The sequence below is a fragment of the Kitasatospora sp. NPDC058063 genome, from assembly GCF_042885395.1.
GTDB lineage: Bacteria > Actinomycetota > Actinomycetes > Streptomycetales > Streptomycetaceae > Kitasatospora > Kitasatospora lactacystinica.
Map to the genome: position 1 here is coordinate 160,371 of NZ_JBHVSD010000007.1, position 23,724 is coordinate 184,094.

At 71.1% G+C, this 23,724-nt stretch carries 23 protein-coding genes and 1 riboswitch; of the genes, 9 read left to right on the plus strand and 14 right to left on the minus strand.

The genetic code is table 11. The features are described 5' to 3' along the window. Positions 1-5: 5 nt before the first annotated feature. The 3 genes from mctP to ACFVUY_RS14315 all read right to left on the minus strand — a co-directional run bounded on the left by mctP (position 6) and on the right by ACFVUY_RS14315 (position 3,105). The gene (gene mctP, locus ACFVUY_RS14305) at positions 6-1,619 is read right to left on the minus strand and encodes a monocarboxylate uptake permease MctP (protein WP_387729907.1); all 1,614 of its coding nucleotides are present in this window, start codon (positions 1,617-1,619) and stop codon (positions 6-8) included. Continuing rightward, positions 1,616-1,879 (minus strand): DUF3311 domain-containing protein, encoded by a 264-nt coding sequence (locus tag ACFVUY_RS14310; RefSeq protein ID WP_387695198.1) that lies wholly within the window; start codon positions 1,877-1,879, stop codon positions 1,616-1,618. Before ACFVUY_RS14310 ends, mctP begins: the two co-directional genes overlap by 4 nt. 434 nt (positions 1,880-2,313) lie before the next feature. Continuing rightward, positions 2,314-3,105 carry a GntR family transcriptional regulator gene (locus ACFVUY_RS14315; protein WP_355261095.1) on the minus strand — a complete coding sequence of 264 codons (792 nt, stop codon included), beginning with the start codon at positions 3,103-3,105 and terminating at the stop codon, positions 2,314-2,316. Between the two features lie 337 nt (positions 3,106-3,442). On the opposite strand from ACFVUY_RS14315, the gene ACFVUY_RS14320 reads away from it, so the two are divergent. The 7 genes from ACFVUY_RS14320 to ACFVUY_RS14350 all read left to right on the plus strand — a co-directional run bounded on the left by ACFVUY_RS14320 (position 3,443) and on the right by ACFVUY_RS14350 (position 13,279). Beyond that, positions 3,443-4,717 carry an extracellular solute-binding protein gene (locus ACFVUY_RS14320; protein WP_380548227.1) on the plus strand — a complete coding sequence of 425 codons (1,275 nt, stop codon included), beginning with the start codon at positions 3,443-3,445 and terminating at the stop codon, positions 4,715-4,717. A gap of 91 nt (positions 4,718-4,808) precedes the next feature. After that, positions 4,809-5,834 carry a carbohydrate ABC transporter permease gene (locus ACFVUY_RS14325; protein ID WP_387695199.1) on the plus strand — a complete coding sequence of 342 codons (1,026 nt, stop codon included), beginning with the start codon at positions 4,809-4,811 and terminating at the stop codon, positions 5,832-5,834. Further along, the gene (locus ACFVUY_RS14330) at positions 5,831-6,661 is read left to right on the plus strand and encodes a carbohydrate ABC transporter permease (RefSeq protein WP_387695200.1); all 831 of its coding nucleotides are present in this window, start codon (positions 5,831-5,833) and stop codon (positions 6,659-6,661) included. The genes ACFVUY_RS14325 and ACFVUY_RS14330 overlap by 4 nt, the downstream gene beginning before the upstream one ends. 6 nt (positions 6,662-6,667) lie before the next feature. Continuing rightward, entirely contained in the window at positions 6,668-8,221 is a 1,554-nt protein-coding gene (locus ACFVUY_RS14335) for a glycoside hydrolase family 3 protein (RefSeq protein WP_387695201.1), read from the plus strand. A 456-nt stretch (positions 8,222-8,677) separates the two neighbouring features. Beyond that, on the plus strand, positions 8,678-9,958 hold the full coding sequence (locus ACFVUY_RS14340) for an extracellular solute-binding protein (RefSeq protein WP_387695202.1): 1,281 nt from the start codon (positions 8,678-8,680) through the stop codon (positions 9,956-9,958). 239 nt (positions 9,959-10,197) lie between these two features. Then, positions 10,198-11,283, plus strand: a complete 1,086-nt coding sequence (locus tag ACFVUY_RS14345) for an SIS domain-containing protein (RefSeq protein WP_387695203.1) — start codon at positions 10,198-10,200, stop codon at positions 11,281-11,283. Positions 11,284-11,758: 475 nt separating this feature from the next. Then, positions 11,759-13,279 (plus strand): sensor histidine kinase, encoded by a 1,521-nt coding sequence (locus ACFVUY_RS14350; RefSeq protein ID WP_387695204.1) that lies wholly within the window; start codon positions 11,759-11,761, stop codon positions 13,277-13,279. A 478-nt stretch (positions 13,280-13,757) separates the two neighbouring features. On the opposite strand, the gene ACFVUY_RS14355 is transcribed toward ACFVUY_RS14350, so the two are convergent. Both ACFVUY_RS14355 and ACFVUY_RS14360 read right to left on the minus strand, forming a co-directional pair. Then, entirely contained in the window at positions 13,758-14,009 is a 252-nt protein-coding gene (locus tag ACFVUY_RS14355; protein WP_014138019.1) for a WhiB family transcriptional regulator, read from the minus strand. A 369-nt stretch (positions 14,010-14,378) separates the two neighbouring features. Further along, positions 14,379-15,350: a diacylglycerol/lipid kinase family protein gene (locus ACFVUY_RS14360; RefSeq protein ID WP_387695205.1), complete on the minus strand. Its 972-nt coding sequence runs from the start codon at positions 15,348-15,350 to the stop codon at positions 14,379-14,381. A gap of 50 nt (positions 15,351-15,400) precedes the next feature. Here ACFVUY_RS14360 and ACFVUY_RS14365 point away from each other — a divergent pair, with 50 nt between their 5' ends. Beyond that, the gene (locus tag ACFVUY_RS14365; RefSeq protein WP_387729909.1) at positions 15,401-15,829 is read left to right on the plus strand and encodes a hypothetical protein; all 429 of its coding nucleotides are present in this window, start codon (positions 15,401-15,403) and stop codon (positions 15,827-15,829) included. 78 nt (positions 15,830-15,907) lie between these two features. On the opposite strand, the gene ACFVUY_RS14370 is transcribed toward ACFVUY_RS14365, so the two are convergent. The 8 genes from ACFVUY_RS14370 to sodN form a co-directional block, all read right to left on the minus strand. Next, positions 15,908-16,921 carry a SigB/SigF/SigG family RNA polymerase sigma factor gene (locus ACFVUY_RS14370; RefSeq protein WP_380355824.1) on the minus strand — a complete coding sequence of 338 codons (1,014 nt, stop codon included), beginning with the start codon at positions 16,919-16,921 and terminating at the stop codon, positions 15,908-15,910. Positions 16,922-17,101: 180 nt separating this feature from the next. Continuing rightward, positions 17,102-17,512: an anti-sigma regulatory factor gene (locus ACFVUY_RS14375; RefSeq protein ID WP_387695207.1), complete on the minus strand. Its 411-nt coding sequence runs from the start codon at positions 17,510-17,512 to the stop codon at positions 17,102-17,104. Positions 17,513-17,700: 188 nt separating this feature from the next. Next, positions 17,701-18,177 carry a GNAT family N-acetyltransferase gene (locus ACFVUY_RS14380; protein WP_380548207.1) on the minus strand — a complete coding sequence of 159 codons (477 nt, stop codon included), beginning with the start codon at positions 18,175-18,177 and terminating at the stop codon, positions 17,701-17,703. 10 nt (positions 18,178-18,187) lie between these two features. Beyond that, entirely contained in the window at positions 18,188-18,571 is a 384-nt protein-coding gene (locus tag ACFVUY_RS14385; RefSeq protein ID WP_387695208.1) for a nuclear transport factor 2 family protein, read from the minus strand. An 86-nt stretch (positions 18,572-18,657) separates the two neighbouring features. Then, entirely contained in the window at positions 18,658-19,650 is a 993-nt protein-coding gene (locus ACFVUY_RS14390) for an ABC transporter substrate-binding protein (RefSeq protein ID WP_387729911.1), read from the minus strand. Between the two features lie 28 nt (positions 19,651-19,678). Continuing rightward, positions 19,679-20,428, minus strand: coding sequence for an ABC transporter ATP-binding protein (locus tag ACFVUY_RS14395; protein WP_380355833.1), 750 nt, complete (start codon positions 20,426-20,428; stop codon positions 19,679-19,681). A gap of 95 nt (positions 20,429-20,523) precedes the next feature. Beyond that, positions 20,524-21,588, minus strand: coding sequence for a FecCD family ABC transporter permease (locus ACFVUY_RS14400; protein WP_387695210.1), 1,065 nt, complete (start codon positions 21,586-21,588; stop codon positions 20,524-20,526). A 107-nt stretch (positions 21,589-21,695) separates the two neighbouring features. Beyond that, positions 21,696-21,846: riboswitch (cobalamin riboswitch) on the minus strand. A gap of 89 nt (positions 21,847-21,935) precedes the next feature. Further along, positions 21,936-22,331, minus strand: a complete 396-nt coding sequence (gene sodN, locus ACFVUY_RS14405; protein WP_045699892.1) for a superoxide dismutase, Ni — start codon at positions 22,329-22,331, stop codon at positions 21,936-21,938. A gap of 273 nt (positions 22,332-22,604) precedes the next feature. Here sodN and sodX point away from each other — a divergent pair, with 273 nt between their 5' ends. Continuing rightward, complete coding sequence (gene sodX / locus ACFVUY_RS14410) at positions 22,605-22,967, plus strand: nickel-type superoxide dismutase maturation protease (RefSeq protein ID WP_387730069.1); 363 nt, start codon at positions 22,605-22,607, stop codon at positions 22,965-22,967. Here the strand turns inward: sodX and ACFVUY_RS14415 are convergent. Next, entirely contained in the window at positions 22,964-23,554 is a 591-nt protein-coding gene (locus ACFVUY_RS14415; protein WP_387729913.1) for a CGNR zinc finger domain-containing protein, read from the minus strand. The genes sodX and ACFVUY_RS14415 overlap by 4 nt on opposite strands. Positions 23,555-23,724 lie beyond the last annotated feature (170 nt).

Genomic DNA, 23,724 nt, shown 5'->3' on the forward strand with positions numbered 1-23,724 from the left:
GCGAATCAGTGCGCCGCTACAGGCTCCGGCGCGTTCTTCAGCTCTTCGTCACCGGCTTCGGCGCTGTAGTCGGACGGCCTGGTCTCGTCCGGGAGCTCCGGGGCCTTGAGCGCCCGCAGCACCAGGGTGAGCGCCACCGCGACGATCAGGTTGAGCGCGAAGGCGGTCAGGCCGATGTAGCCGATCTCGCCGATGCCGGGGATCCCGGCCGCGCTGCCGCCGAAGTGCTTGGTGGCCGGGCTGGCGATCCCGTACGCCTTCCAGGTGCCGTACACCATGCCGGCCGCCCAGCCGGCGAACAGCGCCCAGTGGTGGAACCAGCGGGTGAACAGGCCGCCGACGATCGCCACGAAGGTCTGCAGGATCCACAGGCCGCCCAGCAGCTGGAGGTTGATCGCGGCCTGCTTGTCCATGCCGAGCACGAAGGCCAGGGCGCCGACCTTCACCAGCAGCGAGACCAGCTTGGCGATCCGGGTCTCGTCGGCGGGGGTGGCGGAGGGCTTGAGCCAGTCCTTGTAGACGTTGCGGGTGAACAGGTTGGCCGCCGCGATGGACATGATGGCGGCCGGCACCAGCGCGCCGATGCCGATCGCGGCGAAGGCCACGCCGGTGAACCAGTCCGGGAACATGTCCGCGAACAGCTGCGGCACCGAGAGCTGGGCGTTGTAGCCCTTGACGCCCTTGCCCACGCCCGCCGCGATCGCCATGAACCCGAGCAGCGCCAGCAGGCCCAGCATCAGCGAGTACGCGGGCATGATCGCCATGTTGCGGCGCACGGTGCTGCGGGACTTGGAGGCCAGCACGCCGGTGACCGAGTGCGGGTACATGAACAGCGCCATCGCCGAGCCGAGGGCCAGCGTGGCGTACGTCCACTGGCTGCCGTGCGGGACGGTCAGCGATCCCTTGGCGCCCGGCGCGCTGAACTTGTGCGCGGCGGCGTCGAAGATGTGCCCGTAGCCGCCGAGCCGGATCGGGATGTAGATCACCGCGACGATGATCACGATGTAGACGAGGGCGTCCTTGACGAAGGCGATCAGCGCCGGGGCGCGCAGGCCGGAGGAGTAGGTGTAGGCGGCCAGCACGCCGAAGGCGATGAACAGCGGCAGGTCCTTGACGAACCAGTTGGCGTTCTCCCCGCCGCCGACCCCCAGCACGTCCAGCACGGCCTGGATGCCGACGAGTTGCAGGGCGATGTACGGCATGGTGGCCAGGATCCCGGTCAGCGCGACGACCAGCGACAGCGGCCGCGAGCCGTACCGGCCGCGCACGAAGTCGGCCGGGGTCACGTAGCCGTGCACCCGGGAGACCGACCAGAGCCGGGGTAGGAAGAGGAAGACCAGCGGGTAGGCGACGATCGTGTACGGCACCGCGAAGAAGCCCGCCGCGCCGGTGGCGTACACCGCCGCGGGGACGGCGACGAAGGTGTACGCGGTGTAGAGGTCGCCGCCGAGCAGGAACCAGGTCACCCAGGTCCCGAAGCTGCGCCCGCCCAGGCCCCACTCGTCCAGGTGCGCGGCGTTGTCGGCGCGGCGCCAGCGCGAGGCGAGGAAGCCCATCACGGTGACCAGGGCGAAGAACAGCACGAAGACCACGAGGGCCGGCACGTTGACGTCCTTCATCGCGCACCGCCCGTCCGGGCCGCCTTGCGGGCCTTCTCGTCCCGGGTGATCAGCAGGTAGGCGGCGACCGTGAACACGGCCGACACCGGCACCCAGAGCAGCTGGTACCAGTAGAAGAAGGGCACCCCGGCCACCGCCGGTTCGCTCTTGTTGTACGAGGACACCCAGAGCATCGCGACGATCGGCACCAGCAGGGCGAGGCCGGCCAGCACCCGCTCGGGCGTCACGGCCGGGACGGGCCTCCCGGCTGGCTCGGGCATGACATCTTCGAGGGTGAGGGGATCAGACGGCATCTTCGGCTCCGCTCCGGAGGGTTCCCCGTCGGCGCCGCAGCCCGGTCGGCGCCGAGCGCCGCACGGGCCCGCCGAGCAGCACCATCGGTGATCGGCAGTCAGGTCAGTACGGCTGCGCAATCTAGAGCATGGAGTGATCCATGTCACCGGAATTGACGTAACTTCCCGCCAGTCGGACGCAACCGACCGATAGTTCACCGCCGGGCGACGGAAACGCGCTGCCGCGGGCGGCGGGCGAGCGGTCGAGGCGGTCCGGGGAAGGTGCGGGCGGGCACGCTGTCACCGTCCATGCGGGTGCGGAACGCGAAAGGCGCCGGTGCGCGGGTCTTGCGCGCCGGCGCCCGAGGTGCGGCGGGGGAGTGCGGCTGTTCCGGGCGCCGCGGCCGGCCCGGACGCTCCGGCTACTCCGGACGCTTCAGCCGGGTGATGAACTTGTAGCGGTCGCCGCGGTAGATCGAGCGGACCCACTCGACCGGATCGCCCTCGGCGTCGAAGGAGTGCCGGGACAGCTGGAGCATCGGCAGACCGAGGTCGGAGCCGAGCAGGCCGGCCTCGCGGGGGTTGGCCAGGGTGGTCTCGATGGTCTCCTCGGCCTCGGCCACGGTGACCCCGTACACCTCGCGCAGCGCCGCGTACAGCGAGTTGTGCTTGGCCAGGTTGCGGCGCAGGGCCGGGAAGCGCTTGGCGGACAGGTGGGCGACCTCGATGGCCATCGGGTCGCCGTTGGCCAGTCGCAGGCGCTCGATCCGCAGCACCCGGCCGCCGGGCTTGATGTCGAGCAGCGGGGCGAGCCGGTCGTCGGCGGTGATGTAGCCGATCTCGATCAGCCGGGAGGCGGGCTCCAGGCCCTGCGCCCGCATGTCCTCGGTGTAGGAGGTGAGCTGGAGGGCCTGGGCGACCTTGGGCTTGGCGACGAAGGTGCCCTTGCCCTGGATGCGCTCCAGCCGGCCCTCGACGACCAGCTCCTGGAGGGCCTGGCGCACGGTGGTGCGCGAGGTGTCGAACTGGGCGGCCAGCGCGCGCTCGGGCGGCACCGGGGTGCCGGCGGGCTGGGTCTCGGTGAGCTGCAGCAGGTGCCGCTTCAGGCCGTAGTACTTGGGGACGCGCGCGGTCGGGTCGGTGCCGGCCTGCGTCGGGAGGTTGTTCACCTCGGGGTCGTTGACCTGGGCGGTGGATCCCCCGTCGCTGCTCATCGGACCTGTTCTCCCGCTTCTCGCGAGGCCTCCAGCGACCCCGCCACATCGTTAACGGCTCACATCGTTGCATGTATGGCTACGGAACGAATACCTCATCACGCGATGAACGATGTGCGGTGTCGGCTTGATAACGGGTGGTCGAGATCGGTCGAACAGCCGTTGACAGGCCCATTGGTCTAGGCCAAGCTCCAGGCAGCTGGTCTACACCACTAGACCGGTAACTATGAATCCCCCCACCCGTTCGATGGGGTCCGCGGCACCTTTCCCCCCGCTTTGTGTGGGTCTGCCGCTGCCGCCCGACGGGGGCAACCCAGGCATCCCTCAGGAGGATGGCGTGAAGCGTCAGCTCATCGCGGCGGTCGGCGTCGCAGCAATGGTCGTCGGCCTGGCGGCTTGCAGCTCGGACGGCAAGAAGACCGAGGGCGGCTCGTCCGCGGCGGCCAAGAACTACGACGGCAAGACCCTGACCGTGTGGCTGATGGACGGCTCGGCCCCCAAGGGCTGGGAGGACAGCGTCAAGGCCGACTTCGCCGCCGCCTACCCGGGTGCCAAGCTCGACATCCAGACCCAGAAGTGGAACGGCATCGGCCAGAAGGTCACCGCCGCCCTCTCCGAGGGTTCGGTGGACGTCCTGGAGATCGGCAACACCCAGACCGCGGGTTACGCGGCCACCGGTGGTCTGCTCGACATCACCAAGGACAAGGCCGACCTGGGTGGCGCCGACTGGGCCGCCAACCTGAACGAGTCCTCGATCATCGACGGCAAGCAGTACGCCGCCCCGTGGTACTTCACCAACCGCGTGGTGACCTACAACAAGGACATCTGGACCAAGGCCGGCATCACCACCCCGCCGAAGACCCTGGACGAGTTCTACACCGACCTGGACAAGGTCAAGGCCGTCCCGGGCGTCACCGACGCCCTCTACATGCCCGGCCAGGAGTGGTACGCCTACTTCGGCCTGCTGACCAGCGAGGGCGGCAAGCTCGCCAAGAAGGACGGCGACAAGTGGGTCGGCGGCCTGTCGAGCCCCGAGGCCCAGAAGGCCTTCGACACCTACAAGAAGCTGCAGAGCCACTCGACCACCGCGCCGAAGGACAAGGACGAGGCCACCCCGCAGCAGAAGGACGTCTTCGCCAAGGGTGACATCGGCACCATCATCGGTCTCGGCTGGGAGGTCCCGAAGCCCGAGGAGCTGGCCGCCGACAAGATCGGCTACTTCCCGCTCCCCGGCGCGACCGCGGACAAGCCCTCCAGCGTCTTCCTCGGCGGCTCGAACCTGGCGATCGCCCAGCAGAGCAAGAACCCGGAGCTCGCCAAGGGCTTCCTGAAGATCGCCATGAACGACAAGAACGAGGGCCTGATCGCCTCCTCGGGTCTCATCCCGAACAAGGTCGCGCTCAACAGCAAGGTCACCGGCGACTTCGCCAAGGCCGCCCTGCCGGCCTCGCTCAACGGTGCGACCACCCCGAACGTTCCGACCTGGACCAACGTCGAGAACGAGCCGAACCCGATCAAGGACTTCCTGACCTCGGCGCTGAACGGCGACTACGCCGCCGCGGCCAAGAAGGCCGACGACGAGATCGCGAAGCGTCTCAACCAGAAGCAGTAAGGCAGTCGAGCGGCGTCGCTCACCGGCTCCCGGCGGGGGGTCGGTGAGCGACGCCTTCCGTCGTGGTCGGGTTTGCAAGGAAGAGAGAACGATGGCTGCGCAGTCGGAACGGGTGCAGACACAGTCCCCGGAACCAACGAATTCCGTGGTGGCGTCGACAGACAAGTCCACCACCCCCGGTGCCGAGCGCACCCCGAGGAGGAGCGGCAGACCGTCGGACGGGCCCAGTGCGGCCTCCAGGTTCGCCCCCTACCTGCTGCTGCTGCCGGCCATCGCGGCGACCCTCGTCCTGCTGGTCTGGCCGCTGATCGAGACGGTGGTGGTCTCGGCCCAGAACCTCAACAGGCGGCAGTTCATCCAGCACCTGACCGAGTGGACGGGCTTCTCCAACTACACCGATCAGCTGGGTAGTTCGGAGTTCTGGGCGATCACCCTGCGCACGGTGGTCTTCACGGTGGTCAACGTCGTGCTGATCATGGTGTTCGGCACGCTGGTCGGCCTGCTGCTCAACACCCTCGGCAAGCGGATGCGGCTGCTGCTCTCGGTCGGCCTGCTGCTGGCCTGGGCGATGCCGGTGGTCGCCGCGACCACCGTCTACACCTGGCTCTTCGACCAGAACTTCGGTGTCGTCAACTGGTTCCTGGACAAGCTGGGCTGGCACGCCATGGCCCACTTCAACTGGACCAGCGGCCAGTACTCCACCTTCTTCGTGATCATCCTGCTGATCGTGTGGCAGTCGGTCCCGTTCGTGGCGTTCAACATGTACGCGGGCCTGACCACGATCCCCAAGGAGCTCTACGAGGCCGCCCGCATGGACGGCGCCGGCTCGGGCAAGATCTGGAGCTCGGTGATCTTCCCGATCATGAAGCCCTTCCTCCTGGCCACGACCTTCCTGGAGGTCATCTGGGTGTTCAAGGCCTTCACCCAGGTCTACCTGATCAACAAGGGCGGACCGGACGGCCTGACCCGCACCCTGCCGGTGCACGCTTTCCTCGAAGGCATCGGGTCGCAGCACTTCGGTGTCGGCTCCGCGATCGCGGTGCTCACCATCGTGATGCTGGGCGCGCTGATGGCCTACTACTTCCGCATCATTCTCAAGCAGGAGGACGAGCTGTGAGGCGCTCGCTCATCGGACGCACCTGGCCGAACCTGATCGCGGTCGTCCTCTTCGTCTTCTTCATCTTCCCCGTCTACTGGATGTTCTCGACCGCGTTCAAGCAGAACAAGGACATCGTCAGCCGGGACCCCGTCTTCTTGCCGCTGAACGGCACGTTCGAGCACTTCGACCGGGCCGTGCACGTCCCGAACTTCTGGACGTACGTCGGCAACAGCCTGATCGTCACCGTCGGCGCGGTGCTCGGCTCGCTGGTGATCGCCACCCTGGCCGCCTTCGCGATCGCCCGGATGCGCTTCCGCGGCCGCAAGGGCTTCGTCCTGGTCGTGATGGCCGCCCAGATGGCGCCCTGGGAGGTCATGATCATCGCGGCCTACCTGATCGTCCGCGACAGCGAGATGCTCAACAGCCTGGTGCCGCTGACCGCCTTCTACCTGATGATGGTGCTGCCCTTCACGATCTGGACGCTGCGCGGCTTCATCGCCGCCGTGCCCAAGGAGCTGGAGGAGTCGGCCATGGTGGACGGCTGCACCCGCACCCAGGCCTTCGTGAAGGTGATCTTCCCGCTGCTCGCCCCCGGCCTGATGTCGACCTCGCTGTTCGGCTTCATCACCGCGTGGAACGAGTTCCCGCTGGTCAACATGTTGAACAAGAACGAGACGGCGCAGACCCTCCCGGTCTGGCTCTCCTCGTTCCAGACCGCGTTCGGCACCGACTGGGGCGCGACCATGGCCGCGTCCACCCTCTTCGCCGTGCCGATCCTGATCCTGTTCATCTTCCTGCAGCGCAAGGCGGTCAACGGACTGACCGACGGCGCAGTGAAGGGCTGAGTCAACGTGAGCATCCTCGTTCCCACCGTGCCGGACAGCGACCAGCTGCACCGTGACGCCCTGACCGTCCTCCAGCCCGGCTTCGTCGGCACCGAGCCGCCGGAGTGGCTGCGCCGCCACCTCGCCGCGGGCCTCGGCTCGGTCGCGCTGTTCGACCGCAACGTGGTCGACCTCGACCAGCTGTCCGCGCTCACCGGTGCGCTGCGCGCCGAGAACCCCGACCTGCTGATCGCCATCGACGAGGAGAGCGGCGACGTCACCCGGCTGGAGGCGGGCTCCGGCTCGTCCTGGCCCGGCAACCTCGCGCTCGGCGCGATCGACGACCCGGCGCTGACCCGGGACGTCGCCCGGGAGCTGGGCCGGGCGCTGGCCGCGGCCGGCGTCAACTACAACTGGGCGCCCACCGCGGACGTCAACTCCAACCCGCGCAACCCGGTCATCGGCGTCCGCTCCTTCGGCGCCGACCCCGAGCTGTGCGCCCGGCACACCGCCGCCTGGGTGGAGGGCCTGCAGTCGGCCGGCGTGGCCGCCTGCTCCAAGCACTTCCCCGGCCACGGCGACACCGCGGTGGACTCGCACCACGGGCTGCCCGTCATCGACGTCGACCTGGACGTGCTGCGGGCCCGTGACCTGATCCCGTTCCAGGCGGCGATCGCGGCCGGCACCAAGGCCGTGATGACCGCCCACATCATGATCCCGGCGCTGGACCCGAAGCTGCCCGCCACCCTGAGCCCGGCCGTGCTGCGCGACCTGCTGCGCGCGGCCCCGGCCGACGGCGGCCTCGGCTACCAGGGCCTGATCGTCAGCGACGCGATCGAGATGGGCGCCATCGCCGACACCTTCGGGATGGGCGAGGGCACCGTGCTGGCCCTGGCGGCCGGCGCGGACGCGATCTGCGTCGGCGGCGGGCTCGCCGACGAGGAGACCGTGCTGATGCTGCGCGACGCCATCGTGGCGGGCGTGCGCTCCGGCCGGCTCGCCGAGGAGCGGCTGGCGGACGCGGCCGCGCGGGTGCGGGCGCTGGGCAGCTGGGGCCGGATCGCGGCCCAGGGCGAGCGGGTCGAGCCGGACCTGGCGGTCGGCCTGCGGGCCGCGCGCCGGGCGCTCAGGGTGGTCCGGGCGCCGGGCCTGACCGTGCCGCCGGTGAGCGAGCGCCCGTACGTGGCCTCGTTCTCGGACGAGCCGAACATCGCCGTCGGCGACGTCACCCCGTGGGGTGTGGCGGGCATGCTGGCCGACCGCTTCCCCGGTACCCGCACCCGCGAGGTGTCGGCGGCCGACGCCGCGCCGGAGCTGCTGGACGCGCTGGTCGACGAGCTGCTGGCCGCCGCAGAGGGCCGGCGCCTGGTGCTGGTGGTCCGCGACGCGCACCGGCACGGGTGGATGGCCGCGGCGCTGGGCCGTCTGGTGGCGGCCCGGCCGGACGCCGCCGTGGTCGAGATGGGCCTGCCCCAGTCCGAGCCGGTCGGGGCGCTCCACATCGCCACCCACGGCGCCGCCCGGGTCTGCGGACTGGCGGCCGTGGAGGTCCTCACCGGGCAGCCGGGAGCGATCGGCTGAACCGTTCGACGAGACGTCACCGGCCGTGTCCGGTGGGCGTCGGCCGATGGGCCCGTCATGCGCATGTCGCATGGCGGGCCCGTTCCGTTTCCCCGGAGTTGACCTGCGGGTTCGTCGAGTGACCGTGTTCCCTCAAGTGGGCCTTAAATCCACCTTAAGGCCCACTTAGGGTGACGGAACGACAACTGGCGGCCACGCGGTACAACAGCTCTGCAACGGCCGTCCCAAGGAGGGCTTTCGGTCGTTGACACCACCTATGGTCTAGGCCAGAGTCCAGTCATCCGGTTCGAGATTCAACCTTGCCGGATGTGGTATCGGCCCACCCCGAAGCTCTTCGCCGCCCCCTGTCCGGACTCTCCGCCGCGGGCGCCAATCACGCTGCCGGCGGGCAAGACGGCTCTACAACCCTCGGAGGACGGCGTGAAGAAGCGTCAACTCATCTCGACGCTCGGGACCATGGCACTGGCAGTCGGCCTGACGGCCTGTTCCTCGACCGCGAAGCCGGCGGGCGACAGTGGCGCGGGCGGCTCCGCGGACCCGAAGGCCGCCGGGGGCACCGTCACCGTCTGGCTGATGGACGACGCCCAGAAGAACTGGCCGGACCTGGTCCAGCGGGTCAACGACGAGTTCGCGGCGAAGTACCCGAACGCCAGCCTCAAGCTCGTGTACCAGGGCTGGGCCGACAAGGTGGGCAAGCTCGACAAGGCCATCGCCGACGGCAGCGCCCCCGACGTGGTCGAGCTGGGCAACACCGAGACCATGAAGTACGTGCTCTCCGGCGCGCTGGCCCCGGTGGACCGCAGCACCTTCGACAACTCCGACAGCTGGATCAAGGCGCTCGCCAACACCTGCACCTACCAGGACAAGCTCTGGTGCGTGCCCTACTACGCCGGCTCCCGGGTCGCCATCTACAACTCCGCCGCCTTCCAGCAGGCCACCGGCAGCGCCGACTTCCCGAAGACCGAGGCGGACCTGTTGGCCGCGCTGGACAAGGTCGCGGACCGCAACAAGGCCGACAAGACCTACTCCCCGCTCTACCTGCCCGGCCCGTACTGGTACGCCGCGATGAGCTACGTGGCCGCGTACGGCGGCAGCATCGCCAAGTTCGACAGCTCCGGCAACTGGCACGGCACCCTGCACGACCCCAAGTCCCAGCAGGGCGTCAGCCACTTCGTCGACCTGGTGCGCAAGTACAACAAGGGCGACCTGACGGTGAACGAGCAGAACCAGTTCGAGTCGATGGCCCGCGGGCACGCCGCGTCCTTCTACGGCAACGGCTACGAGGCGGCCAGCGTCACCGCCCCGGTCACCGGCGACCCGAGCCTCAAGGACGCCGTCAAGGTGGCCACCATGCCCGGCCCCGACGGCAAGCCGCTGCCGACCTTCATCGGCGGCTCCGACCTCGCCGTCACCGCCAAGTCCCAGCAGGTGGCGCTGGCCACCGACTGGATCCGGATGTTCACCAGCACCAAGTCCGAGCAGGCGCTGGCCGACAAGGACATCCTGCCGAACAACCTGACCCAGCTGAACCCGCTGAAGAACAAGCCGACCACCGCCGCCGCGGCCAACGCCGTCCCGGACGCCTGGTTCACCCCGCTGGCCCCGGGCTGGGCCGCGGTCGAGAAGCAGAAGGTCATCCCGGACATGCTGACCGCGATCCTCAAGGGCAAGTCGGTGGACCAGGCCACCAAGGAGGCCGACGCCGCGATCGACCAGCTGATCAACAAGGCGTCCTGACCTTCCGTCGCGCCCGCGGCCACGCGCCCCTCCCGACCGTGCGGGCGCGTGCCGCGGGCGTGCGCCGCCGGGGCGCGCCGGGTGCGCGCGGGCGTGCGGACGGAGGTGCCCGGCGGAAGGCGCGCCCGTAGGATTGCCGGACGAAGGACCGCAGCGAGTGTGCGGACTCGCCGCCGTGGAGGTCCCCGCCGGGCAGCCGCCCGCACGGGGTCGAACCGTCTCATCGGAGGCAGACCCAGATGTCCGACCCGCAGACTGTTTCCGTCCCCGGCCGGATCATGGCGGCGGAGATGGCCGAGCAGCCGGCCGTCCTCCGGCGCATCCTCGACGAGGGCGCCCCGAAGATCCGCGAGGTCGCCGCGCAGATCGCCGCCCGCAACCCGCGCTTCGTCCTGCTCACCGCGCGCGGCACGTCCGACAACGCCGCGCTGTACGCCAAGTACCTGATCGAGATCCTGCTCGGCAAGCCGGCCGGCCTGACCTCGATGTCCACCACCACCGCGTACGGCGCCAAGCCGGACCTCACCGACGTCCTGGTCGTCACCGTCAGCCAGTCCGGCGGCTCGCCCGACCTGGTGGCCTCCACCAAGGCCGCCCGCGAGGCCGGCGCCGTCACGCTCGCGGTGACCAACAACGCCGCCTCGCCGCTGGCCGAGGTCTCCGAGTTCCACATCGACGTGCTGGCCGGCCCGGAGAAGGCGCTGCCGGCCACCAAGACCTACACCGCCGAACTGCTGGCGCTCTACCTGCTGGTCGAGGGCCTCGCGGAGGCGTGGGGGTACCCCCGGCCGAGGGCCGGGGGAGGCTCGGCCGCCGAGGAGCTGCCGGACCTGGCCGCCGGGGTGCTGGCCCGCAAGGCGGAGGTGAAGGCGCTGGCCGAGCGCTACCGCTTCGCCCAGCGCCTGGTCATCACCTCGCGCGGCTACGGCTACCCGACCGCCCGCGAGGCGGCGCTCAAGCTGATGGAGACCACCTACATCCCGGCCACCCCGTTCTCCGGAGCCGACCTGCTGCACGGCCCGCTGGCCATGGTGGACAACGTCTCGCCGGTCATCGCGATCGTCCCGGACGGCAAGGGCGGCGAGGCCCTCCAGCCGGTGCTGGACCGGCTGCGCGGGCGCGGCGCGGACCTGGTGGTGATCGGCCAGCAGGCGCAGGTGGAGGCCGCCTCGGCGGGCTTCGCGCTGCCGGCCGGCGTGCCGGAGGAGGTGCAGCCGATCCTGGAGATCCTGCCGCTGCAACTGCTGGCCTACGAGGTCACCATCGCCCGCGGCCAGGACCCGGACGCCCCGCGCGCCCTGGCGAAGGTCACCGAGACGAGGTAGGCCCCCGCGGACGCGATCCGGCCCCGGTCCACAGGCTGTGGAACGGGGCCGGATCGCTGAGCGGCCGGACGTGGCTCAAGGGGGCCGAAAACACTACGGGCCACGGCGCCGACACGGGACCCTCAACCCATGCGGCACCGCAGCCCGGAGCTGTCGTCGGGCACCGGATCCGGTCGAGAACTGTGCGGGGTCCTCGATCGTCGGCGTCCGACCGAGGAGGGGCCGCGCGCGGTCAGGGCAGTTGCGCGGGGGCCTCTCCTTGGTGCTCTTTCATTGTGGACTAGACCAATCTCGGTTGTCCAGGCCTCTCGGAAAATTGGTCTAAACAACTCCGGAGGGTGCCCGGAAGGGTGCACGGAAGGGCGTGCAGCAGGGCTCGCGGGAGGGCTCGCAGGAGGACGTGCGGCAGGGTCCCGCGGGGCCCGCCCACCGGTCCGCCGCGCCCCGCCCGGACCGGCGGCGCTACCCTCGCCATGTGCCCTCGCTGAACGAACTCGTCCGCCGCCACACCACCCTCACCGGGGCCGATGTGGAATGGCTCCACCACCTGGTCTCGGAATGGCAGCTGCTCTCCGACCTCTCCTTCGCCGACCTGGTGCTGTGGATCCCCACCTGGGACGGCATCCGCTACGTCTCGGTGGCGCAGATGCGGCCCAACACCGGGCCCACCTCCTACCAGGACGACATGGTCGGCCACCTCGTCCCGCGCGGCCGCCGTCCGCTGCTGGACGCCGCCTTCGACGAGGGCCGGATCGTGCGCGAGGGCGACCCGGAGTGGCGCGAGGAGGTCCCGGTCCGGGTCGAGTCGATCCCGGTCCGGCGCGAGGGCAAGGTACTGGGCGTGATCGCGCGCAACACCAACCTGCTGACCGTGCGGACCCCGAGCCGGCTGGAGCTCACCTACCTCCAGAGCGCCTCCGACCTGGCCCAGATGATCGCGGCCGGCTCCTTCCCCTACCCCGGCATCGAGCAGGCCGACATGGACGCTGCCCCCCGGGTCGGCGACGGCCTGATCCGGCTGGACGCGGACGGCATCGTCACCTACGCCAGCCCCAACGCCCTCTCCGCCTACCACCGCCTCGGCCTCACCACCGACCTGGTCGGCAGCCACCTCGGCCGGGCCACCGCCGATCTCGCCCCGCCGTCCCGCTCGGCCGTCCACGAGGCGCTGGTGAAGCTGGCGAGCGGCTGGGCGCCCCGGCAGACCGAGGTGGAGGCGCAGGGGGGAGTGGTGACCCTGCGGGCGATCCCGCTCAAGCCCAAGGGCACCCTGACCGGTTCGCTGGTGCTCTGCCGGGACGTCACCGAGCTGCGCCGCCGCGACCGCGAGCTGATGACCAAGGACGCCACCATCCGGGAGATCCACCACCGGGTGAAGAACAACCTCCAGACCGTCGCGGCCCTGCTGCGGCTGCAGTCCCGCCGGATGGAGTCGGAGTCCGGCCGGGCCGCACTGGACGAGGCGGTGCGCCGGGTCGGCTCGATCGCGATCGTGCACGAGACGCTCTCCCAGGCGCTGGACGAGAAGGTGGCCTTCGACGAGATCGCCGACCGGGTGCTGGCGATGGCGATGGAGCTGTCCCAGGACGGCCGGGTGGCGACCCGGCGCACCGGCAGCTTCGGCATCCTGTCCGCCGAGGTGGCCACCCCGCTGTCGATGGTGCTGACCGAGCTGCTCCAGAACGCCCTGGAACACGCGTTCGGACCGACCGCCTCCGGGAACCTGGAGGTCAGTGCCCTGCGCGGGCGGGCGCCGGCGACCGGCGCGGGCTGGTCGGAAAGCTGGAACGGCGGCGCCCGGCCGGAGGAGTACCTGCTGATCACGGTGCAGGACGACGGCCGCGGCATGCCGGAGGGCTTCGACCCGAAGACGGCGGGCAACCTCGGGCTGCAGATCGTCCGGACGCTGGCCACCGGTGAGCTGGGCGGCACCTTCGACATGGTGGCCGGCCCGGACGGCGGGACCAAGGTGATCCTGGAGATCCCGGTCCGCTGAGGCCCGGTCCGGCGGGATCCCGCCGGGAATCCGTGGCGCGAAGGCGTACGGACACGCGCGAAGGTGTGTGGCGGGGGCGCGTGCTCGGATCAAGCGCCGGGTCCGCGCTCCGCACTCCGGAGTGCGGAACCAGAGCGCGCGACCGGGTGCGGAAACAGAAACGAGGCCCTGTCGACCGGGGGGGGTGGGTCGACAGGGCCTCTCAACCCGTTCCGGCCGTCGGGGGGAGTCGGCCGGAGCGGGGGCTCTGGGTGGTGCGACACCTCGCCGGTGCGTTGCACACGGTGAGCGCCACAGCTCCACGATATTGCTCTCAGTGAACAGTATCAAGTGTCTGGGCGGGTCCGGTGTCGCGGGACCCGGCAGGGCAAGGTCCTTTGTGCGGAAGGCTTCACCAGGAGGTGCAGGGAAGCCTTTGATCATGTGTCGATCGGTACTGCGGTCACTGCTGGTGCTACGGCGTGTGATCGCTGCGCGATCAGGCGGTGCGGGCCCGGTTGCGGGCGGCGCGGCGCTTCATCGCGCGACGCTCGTCCTCGCTCATGCCGCCCCAGACGCCGGCGTCCTGGCCGGTCTCGAGCGCCCACTGGAGGCACTGCTCCATCACCGGACAACGGCGGCACACGGCCTTGGCTTCCTCGATCTGCAGCAGAGCAGGACCGGTGTTCCCGATCGGGAAGAACAGCTCCGGGTCCTCTTCGCGGCAGACAGCGCGGTGGCGCCAGTCCATGGTCGTCCAACTCCTCCTGCCGCGGGGGGTGGCCCGATCGGCACAATCGAATGGCTTGTGAATGTGAACGCTTTCACGAATCCCGCAACAGCAAAAGAGACCAAAGGCCCGTCGGGCCCGGGTGGTCTGTGCTGGGGGGGATTCGGCGATTCGAGGGACACCCCGCGGTCGGCGCTCCTGTGGTTCCGGAGTTGCCGTCGCTGCGATGTGTCCCGATCGCCATGTAGAGGTTCGCAAACCTCGGGCTCGGATACAACCCCCTTCGGGGAGGAATTTTGGATTCTTCGGTGTCGCCTAGCTCACAGCCAGTACTTCTATGGAGTGAAGGGGGCTTGTGCGTTCGAGAAGAAGGAGGAACCCCCCTTCCAGTCACACAATCACACGCAGTGCCCGCCGTACGCCTGTGAAACTGACGCGACTCCTGTCTCCAAGATGGTCCCCGTCGACCTGGAACGGCGCCGGTTCCTCCGAAACCAAGGTGAAGTGTCTGACGTCGTGATAGGAGACGACGTGCTTCCCGGAAGGGCCCATCGGAGGGGCGCCGTCACCCGAAGGCGCGTACGACCGCAGGATCTGACGGACCGTTCGAGCCGTGCCGAACGCCGTCATCCGGGTGATGCCGAAGACGTCCAGATCCGTGTCGAAGGAGGCGAGTGGTGAGGGGTAGACCGGCCGGTTGCCGAGGAAGGTCCAGGGCGAGGTGTTGCTGACTATCGACAGCACCAGGCCCGGAACCCGCTCGTGGCCCGGCATTTCCAGGGAGATCGGGCCGGAGCGGCGCTGCTCACGCTGGGTGAAGTAGTGCCGCAGGGCCTGGCCGACGTACAGGGCGTGGGTGGACTTGCGCCCGGCCCGGCGCTGCTCCTCGACCCGGCCGACCACGCCCGCGTCGAAGCCGAGGCCGGCGGTGAAGGTGAACCAGCGGTCCGGCAGACCGTCGGTCATCGCCTTGCCCAGCCCGACCGGCCGCTCCCGGCCGTGCTCCAGCGCGTCCAGCAGGGCGCCGGTCGCCTCGACCGGGTCGTTGGGCAGGCCCAGCGCGCGGGCGAACACATTGGTCGAACCGCCCGGCACCACGGCCAGTCGCGGGACCTTCTCGCCCGGGCCGTGCGCCAGCAGCCCGTTCACCACCTCGTTGACGGTGCCGTCCCCGCCCAGCGCCACCACGAGGTCGACCGTGCCGTCCTCCGCCGCCCCGCGGGCCAGGTCGCGCGCGTGGCCCCGGTACTGGGTCTCGGCGACCTCCAGCTTCAGATCGCTGCGCAGGGCGTGGATCAGGACGTCCCTGGTCCGGCCACTGGTGGTGGTGGCCTTGTGGTTCACGACCAGGAGAGCGCGCATGGGGAAAGCCTACGGGTCGGTACGGACCGACCGGCGGCTACCCTGCTGGAGTGACCGCAGAAACCTCCGCACCCGCACCCACGGCCGGCGCCGGCCGACCGGCCTCCCTGACCCTGGGCGCCGCCATCACGGCCCTGGAGGGCATCGCGCTGGCCGTCGTCGGCGTCCTGGACATGGTGGCCGCCCTGTCCGGCCAGTCCAAGCAGCTGGCCCTCAACGAGTTCGGCGGAGCGGTCATCGTGCTGCTCGGCGTGCTGCCGGTGCTGGCCGCCCTCGCACTGCTCAAGGAGCGCCGCTGGGGCCGCAGCCCGGCGGTGCTGACCAACTCGATCTGCCTGCCGGTCGCCTACTACATGTTCGAGAGCGGCGGCACGGCGATCGCGTTCGGCGTGCTGATCGGCGTGCTCGGCCTGGTGGGCATCGGCTGCCTGCTGAACCCGAAGTCGACGGCGGCCCTGTACGCCCCCTCCGAAAACTAGGGGCGTACAGGGCCGGGGTCGCAGGGCCGGGGCAGGGGATCGGACGGCCGCCGAGCCGGAGCTGAGCGGCCGTCAGTCCTACTCCTCCACCAGGAGCTTCTCCCGCAGCTGGGCCAGGGTCCGGGCGAGCAGCCGGGACACGTGCATCTGGGAGATCCCCACCTCGGCGGCGATCTGCGACTGGGTCATGTTCCGGAAGAACCGCAGCACCAGGATCTTCTGCTCCCGGGGCGGCAGTTGGGCCAGTAGCGGCTTGAGCGACTCGCGGTACTCGACGCCCTCCAGCGCCTCGTCGGTCGCGCCCAGGGTGTCCGCCACGGCCGGCGACTCGTCGTCGCTGTCCGGCACGTCCAGCGAGAGCGTGGAGTACGCGTTGGCGGACTCCAGGCCCTCCAGGACGTCCTCCTCCGAGATCCCCAGGTGCTCGGCCAGCTCGTGCACCGTGGGGGAACGGCCGTGCCGCTGGGAGAGCTCGCTGGTCGCCGTGGTGAGCGACAGCCGCAGCTCCTGGAGGCGGCGCGGGACCCGCACCGCCCAGCCCTTGTCGCGGAAGTGCCGCTTGATCTCCCCGACGATGGTCGGCGTCGCGTAGGTGGAGAACTCGACCCCGCGCTCGTGGTCGAAGCGGTCCACGGACTTGATCAGGCCGATGGTGGCGACCTGGGTCAGGTCGTCCAGCGGCTCGCCCCGGTTGCGGAAGCGCCGGGCCAGGTGCTCGACCAGCGGGATGTGCATCCGCACCAGCTGGTTGCGCAGCTCGACCCGCTCCGGGGAGCCCTCGGGCAGTGCGGACAGCCGGACGAACAGCGCGCGGGCGGCCTCCCGGTCCGGGGCGCCGGTGCGGTGCGAGCCCTGGGCGGGCACGGCGCTGTGCGGCTCGGCCTCGACCGCCGGGTCCGTCTCGCCCGCCGGGTCCGGCGGGGGCACGGAGGCAGGCGTCGGCTCGGACGTCGGCTCGGTGGGGTGGCTCATCCGCTGGGCGTCCTTCGGGTGCGCTTCGTCGTTGGCGGCGAGGCCGGGAACGCTCGCCTGGGTCGGTACGGCGGGTCCCGCCGTCGCGAGGCCGGTACGGTCCAGATCACTCACGGCCATTCCCCCGTTCCGTTCCGGGAGCACCGGGGCCGGTGGCCCCGGAATCGTCTCGTTGGTCGTACCGCGTGGGTGGCGGTACCGGGAGCCGTCCGTCGGAACCCCGGTCGGGGGAGCGGCGGACGGCCCTTGCGCGGGTGGTGCTCGGTGCTGCTCGGTCGTGCGGTTCGGTCCGGCGCCCGGCTAGTGGACGGGGGACCCGCCGCGCTTCTTGTTCAGGCTGATCGACACGGTCTTGTCCGCGCCGACCGAGGAGTCGACCTCGCCGGCCAGGGCGGAGAGCACCGTCCAGGCGAAGGTGTCCCGCTCGGGGGCCTTGCCGTCGGTGGTCGGGGCCGAGACGGTGACCTTCAACGAGTCGCCGACCAGCCGGAACTCGCAGGACAGTACGGACCCGGGCACCGCCTGCTGGAGCAGGATGGCGCAGGCCTCGTCGACCGCGATCCGCAGATCCTCGATCTCGTCGAGCGTGAAGTCCAGCCGGGCCGCCAACCCGGCCGTCGCTGTTCGCAGGACGGAGAGGTAGGCCCCCGCTGCGGGCAGCCGGACCTCCACGAAGTCCTGAACACCGAGATCGCCGTCGATCTGGGACACCCTTGCCTCCTGGGTGGCGCGCTGTGCTTTCTTGGTACCCCGCTTGTTACCGCTTGCTACCCCCGTTGGGGGCCCGGCGTCACGCATCCACCATCGCTCTGCCTTCCGCACCCCGGTTCGGGAGTTACTCATGGTAAGGCATTGCGACGCAGGGTGGCAGACCCTTTCGCCGGTCTCCGGACGGCCGTTCAGCGCCGCCCGGCTTCGGCCAGGGCCTCGCCGGTGAGCCGGTAGACCGTCCACTCGTCCATCGGCACCGCGCCGATCGCCTTGTAGAAGTCGATCGAGGGCTGGTTCCAGTCCAGGACCGACCACTCGACCCGGGAGTAGCCGCGCTCGACGGCGATCCGGGCGAGCTCCAGCAGCAGCGCCTTGCCGTGGCCGCCGCCGCGTGCCTGCGGACGGACGTACAGGTCCTCCAGGTAGATCCCGTGGGTGCCGCGCCAGGTCGAGAAGTTGCGGAACCACACCGCGAAGCCGACCGGCTCGCCGGTGGCGTCGTCCTCGGCGATCAGCCCGAACAGGGCCGGGTTCTCGCCGAACAGGGCGTCGTGCAGCTGCTCCTCGGTGGCCTTCGCCTCGTGCAGGGCCTGCTCGTAGTCCGCGAGTTCGCGGATCATGGCATGGATGACGGGGACGTCGGTGGCGACGGCGGTGCGGATCATGCCTGTGAGCCTACTGCTCGGGACCCGTCTCGTCCCAGGCCTGGACGGAGGTCTGGTCGACGATCCGGCCGTCCCGCAGCACGGCCATCGAGGACATCAGCACCCGGACGCCGTCGGGGTACCGGCAGGACTCCAGGAAGGCGGCGTGGTCGCCCTGGACCACCACCTGTTCCAGCTTGTGGGTCATCTCGCGGCCGTAGACGTCGTCCAGCATGGCGCCGATCTCCTCCCGGCCGTGCATCACCAGGGGGTGGCTGGGCTGGGTCCTGCGATCGACCATGCGCAGTTCGGCGTCCTGCGCGTAGAGCGCGAGGAGGGTCTCGGCGTCGCAGCGCTCGATGCCCTCGCGCAGGGCGCGGGTGTCGAAGGCGCCGGGGGCCGCCATCGTGGTCATGATCTCGCTCCTCCGGTCGGGTTCCGTCGGCTCGTACCTTGAGCGTACGCCCGCGGCCACCGCCCCGGAGGAGCGGACCGGGGCCGTCAGCGGGCCGGCACGGTGCGCAGGTACTCGGCCAGCGCGCCGACCGCGGCCGGGTTGCGCGGGCTCTCCACCAGGTCGACGTAGTCCATGACGAAGATCCGGTCGTTCCTGACCGCGGAGACGTTGGCCAGCGGCGGGAAGGACTTCAGGAACTTCCGCTTCTCCTCGGCCCCGGGCGTCGCGTAGTCGTTGATCACGATCACCTCCGGGTCGCGCTGCACCACGCCCTCCCAGCCGGCCGTGACCCAGGTGTCGGCGAGGTCGCCCATGATGTTGCTCCCGCCGGCCTTGGCGATGATCTCGTTGGCGGCGGCGAACTTCCCGGCGGTGTACGGCTTGTCCTGCCCGCTGTCGTACAGGAAGACGGACGGGCGGCGCTCGGGCTGCGGGACAGCGGCGATCTGCGCCTTGAAGTCCGCGATCAGTTTGTCGGAGCGGTCCTTGACGTCGAAGATCTCGCCGAGGTTGGCCAGGTCGGTGTAGAGGGCCTCCAGCGGGTCCATCACGCCGCGCTCGGTGCCCTTGCCGCTGCGGCAGGACTCGCTGAGCACGTACGAGTCGACGCCGAGCGCCTTGAACGCCTGCGGGGTGACGCCGGAGCCCTCGTCGAAGCCGTAGTGCCAGCCGGCGAGGACCAGGTCGGCCCGGGCGTCCAGGGCGATCTCCTTGGTGAGCACCTTCTTGGAGAGCCAGGTGGTCTGCTGGTAGCCGTCCTTCCAGGCCACCTTGTCGATCCGGCCCTTGTCGTCGGGCATCACGTAGCCGGCCATCCGGTCGGCGAGGCCGAGGGAGAGCATCAGCTCGGTGATGTTGACGTCGTTGGTCACCACCCGGGCGGGCTTCTGCGCGAAGGTGAGCTTCTGCCCGCAGTTGTCCACCGTCACCGGGTAGTGGGCGGAGGCGGTGGCGGCCTCCTTCGGGGCGATCTCGGCGCCGCAGGCGGTGAGTCCGAGGACGAGCAGGGCGGCGGTGGCAACGGCCTTGGTGCGCAAGGTGGTTCCTCTGGGCAGGCGGGACGGGTCAGGAGGAGGGGGCGAGCCGGTCGAACAGCAGCTGGAGGGCGCCGGTCTCCGGGTGCCGCACCGGGGTGGCGCGGACGCCGAACACCTCGGCCAGCAGGGCGGGGCGGAGCACCTCGTGGGGCGGGCCGGAGGCGACGATCCGCCCGGCCCGCAGCACGTAGACCAGGTCGCAGTGGCCGGCCGCCAGGTTGAGGTCGTGCAGCGCGGTGAGCACCGTCGGGCCGGCCTCGCGGGCGAGCGCGAGCACCTCCAACTGGTGGGCGATGTCGAGGTGGTTGGTGGGTTCGTCCAGCACCAGCAGGCGCGGTTCCTGGACCAGCGCGCGGGCGAACAGCACCCGCTGCTTCTCGCCCCCGGACAGGCTCAGGAAGCCGCGCTCGGCGAGGTGCCCGGCCCGGACCTTGCGCAGTGCCCCGGCGCAGCGCTCCGCGTCCCCGTCGGCCGGGGAGCCGAAGCCGCGGCGGTGCGGCAGCCGGCCCATGGCGACCACCTCGGCGACGGTGAAGTCGAACTCGGCGGAGTGCTCCTGGGTCAGCGCGGCCACCCGGCGGGCCGTGTCGCGGGCGCTCAGGGCGTGCAGGTCGTCGCCGGCCAGCCGGACCACGCCGCCGGCCGGCTTCAGCACCCGGTAGACGCAGCGCAGCAGGGTCGACTTGCCGCTGCCGTTCGGGCCGACCAGCCCGACCACCTGCCCGGCGGCGGCCGCCAGGTTCACCTCGTGGACCAGCCGGGTGCCGGCCAGCTCCACCGAGACGGCGTCGACGGCGAGGTCCTGGGCCCGCGCCGGGGTGGGCGCGGCCGGGTCGGTCGGGTCGGCCGGGCCGGCCGCCGTGGTCACGTCGGTCACCGGGTTCCTCCGAGGGCCTGGCCGCGGCGGCGCATCATCAGCAGGAAGGCGGGCACGCCGAGCACCGCGGTGAACACACCGACGGGCAGTTCGGCGGGTGCCAGCAGGGTGCGCGAGGCGATGTCCACCCAGACCAGCAGCAGTGCCCCGGCGAGCGGCGCGATCACCAGCACCCGGCGGTGCCCGGCGCCGACCAGCATCCGCGCCAGGTGCGGCATCAGCAGTCCGACGAAGCCGATCGCCCCGCTGACCGCGACCACGGTGCCGGTGACGGCGGCCGTCACCACGAACAGCTCGCGGCGCAGCCGGTCCGGGTCCACGCCGAGCGAGGCGGAGGTCTCGTCGCCCATGGCGAGCGCGTCCAGCCGCCCGGCGGCGCAGGCCAGGTACGCGAGCCCGGCCACCACCGTGACGGCGGCGATCGGCACCTTGCCCCAGGTGGCGCCGCCGAGGCTGCCGAGCAGCCACATCATGGCGCCCCGGGCGGCCTCGCCGCGGTCGGCGGCGAAGACCATCAGGGTGGTGGCGGCGGAGAAGCCGTAGGACAGGGCGGTGCCGGTGAGCACCAGGCGCAGCGGGGTGAGTCCGTACGCGGTGCGGGCGGCGAGGTAGACGAGCGTCATGGCGGCCAGCGCGGAGCCGAAGGCGGAGGCGGAGATCGCCCACACCCCGAGCGAGGCGAAGGCGCCGAAGAGCAGGACGGCGTTGGCGCCGACGGCCGCGCCGGAGGAGATGCCGAGCACGAAGGGGTCGGCCAGCGCGTTGCGCACCAGGGCCTGGACGGCGACCCCGCAGGCGGCGAGTCCGGCGCCGACGACGGCGGCCAGCACGGTGCGCGGCAGCCGGATCTCCCAGACGATCGCGTACGCGGCCGCCTCGCCCGCGTCCAGCCGTCCGCCCGTCAGCCCGGCGCCCAGCAGCCGCAGCACCCGGGGCAGGCCGAGTCCGGAGGAGCCGAGGGCGACCCCGCAGAGCAGCGACAGCAGCAGGGCGGCGACGAGGCCGGCGGCGAGCGGGACGACGGGTATTCGACGGGTGGGCGGGCCGACTGCACGGTCCACGACTGCACGGTCCACGGGTGCGCCTTGCCTCGGGCCGCGGGTGCGCCGGGGCGGGCGCCGGCCGAAGGCGTGCCGCGGCGCCGTTCCCCTCGCAGTCCGCGGCGAGTTGTCGGGAGTTCAGCGGCCGGGGGCGATCGGGCTGGCGCGGGCCGTACGGGCTGGTACGGGCCGTGCTCACCGTTGCGGGTCAGCGCCGGATTCACACCGGACTTCCCCCTCGGACGCCCTGGCAGCATAACAGCCACTCAGGGCAGGCAACCCTTACCGGCCCTGGGTGGGACCGGGAACGCGCGACCGCCCCCGTCCGGCGGTGCGGACGGGGGCGGTCGGGTGGCGACGCGTCAGGCTCAGGCCTGCTTGGTCTCCCAGAAGATCTTGTCGACCTCGGCGATCAGGTCCAGCAGGGCCTGGCCGGTGGCCGGGTCGGTGGACGCCTTGGCGGCCGAGGCGGCCTTCAGGGTGTCGTTGATCAGCTGGTGCAGCTGCGGGTACTTCTCGAAGTGCGGGGCCTTGAAGTAGTCGCTCCACAGCACCGAGATGTGGTGCTTGACGGCCTCGGCGCGCTGCTCCTTGATGATGATGGCGCGGGCGCGGAAGTGCGGGTCCTCGTTGGCCTGGTACTTCTCCTGGGTGGCCTTGACCGACTCGGCCTCCAGCTTGGCCTGAGCCGGGTCGTACACGCCGCAGGGCAGGTCGCAGTGGGCGTGGGCGGTGGCGCGAGGTGCAAACAGACGAGAGAACATGGGAGTCCTTCCTTAGATCGTCTTCCCGCGCCCGAGATTACCCTTCCGGCCTCGCCGTTTCGCGATCGGGCGGCGGGCCTAGGGCAAAAGACGGACCAGGAACCGGGGTAATCCGGACATCGGACCGGTGACGGTCCGTACGGCAGACTGGGGGCGGGCGGAGCAGGAGGAGGAGTCGTGGCGCGGAGCACGCGACCGCAGGGCGCCGGGGCCGGGGGGCCGGACCGGGGCGGCGCGCTGCCGTTCGGACTGATCGACGTGGCGGGGCCGTCGATGGTCCCGACCCTGCGCGAGGGCGACCAGCTGCTGGTCCGCTACGGCGCGCCGATCCGGCCGGGCGCGGTGGTGGTCTTCCGGCACCCCTTCCAGCAGGACCTGCTCGTGGTGAAGCGGGCCGCCGAGCGCCGGGCCACGGGCTGGTGGCTGCTCTCCGACAACCGCCCGGTGGACAGCGACAGCCGCAGCTACGGCGCCGTGCCGGACGAGCTGATGCTCGGCCGGGTGCTGCTGCGGCTGCGTCCGAGCCCGGTCTGGCTGGCGCCGGGGCGCCGGCTGGAGCGGCTGCTGCTCACCCCGCGGCTGGCCCGGGTGCCGGGCCTCGCCCGCCGGCTCGGCGCCTGGGTGGAGGACGTCTAGGACGCGTGGCCCCGGGCCGCCGCCTCCGCCTCCTGGCGCTTGCGGGCGCGGTAGGCGGCCACGTTGGCGCGGGTCGCGCAGCGGTCCGAGCAGTAGCGGCGGGAGCGGTTGGTCGAGGTGTCCAGGTAGGCGTTGCGGCAGGGCGCGGCCTGGCAGATGCCGAGCCGGTCGGCGCCCAGCTCGGTCAGGTGGACGGCCAGGCCCATGCAGGCGACCGCGGTGAAGTGCGCGGTGGCGGTGGGGGAGTTGTCGGCCAGGTGCAGGTGCCAGCGCGGCCGTCCGGCGTCGTCCAGGTAGTCGTGCCCGGAGACCAGCGGGCTGACCGGGTACTCCATCAGCAGGCTGTTCAGCAGGTCGACGCCGCGGATCTCGTCCCCCTCCGCGGCGGCCTCGAAGACCCCGCGCAGCCGGGTCCGCACCGCCCGCAGCCGGGGCAGGTCGGACTCGTCGGCGAGCGCGGCGGCCCGCGCGGAGTCGGAGAACAGGCCGCGCACGGCCTCCACGGAGGTCAGCGTGTCGGTGCCGCGCTCGGGCTCCTCGGTGTTCACCAGCCGAACGGCGAGATCGGCGTAGGCGGCGAGCTCCACAGGGGTCCTTCCAGGTTCGGTAACGGGCTGACTGCCTCCAGCCTATTACCTGGGCGGAGCTCCGACCTCTTTTCCCTGGCGGGAGGGCGTCGGGGGCGCGGCGGGGGGGGGCTACGGGCGGCGCCGGCAAGGGGGGAGAGGGCCGAGGAAAGGCACGGGCCGGGGGTCGA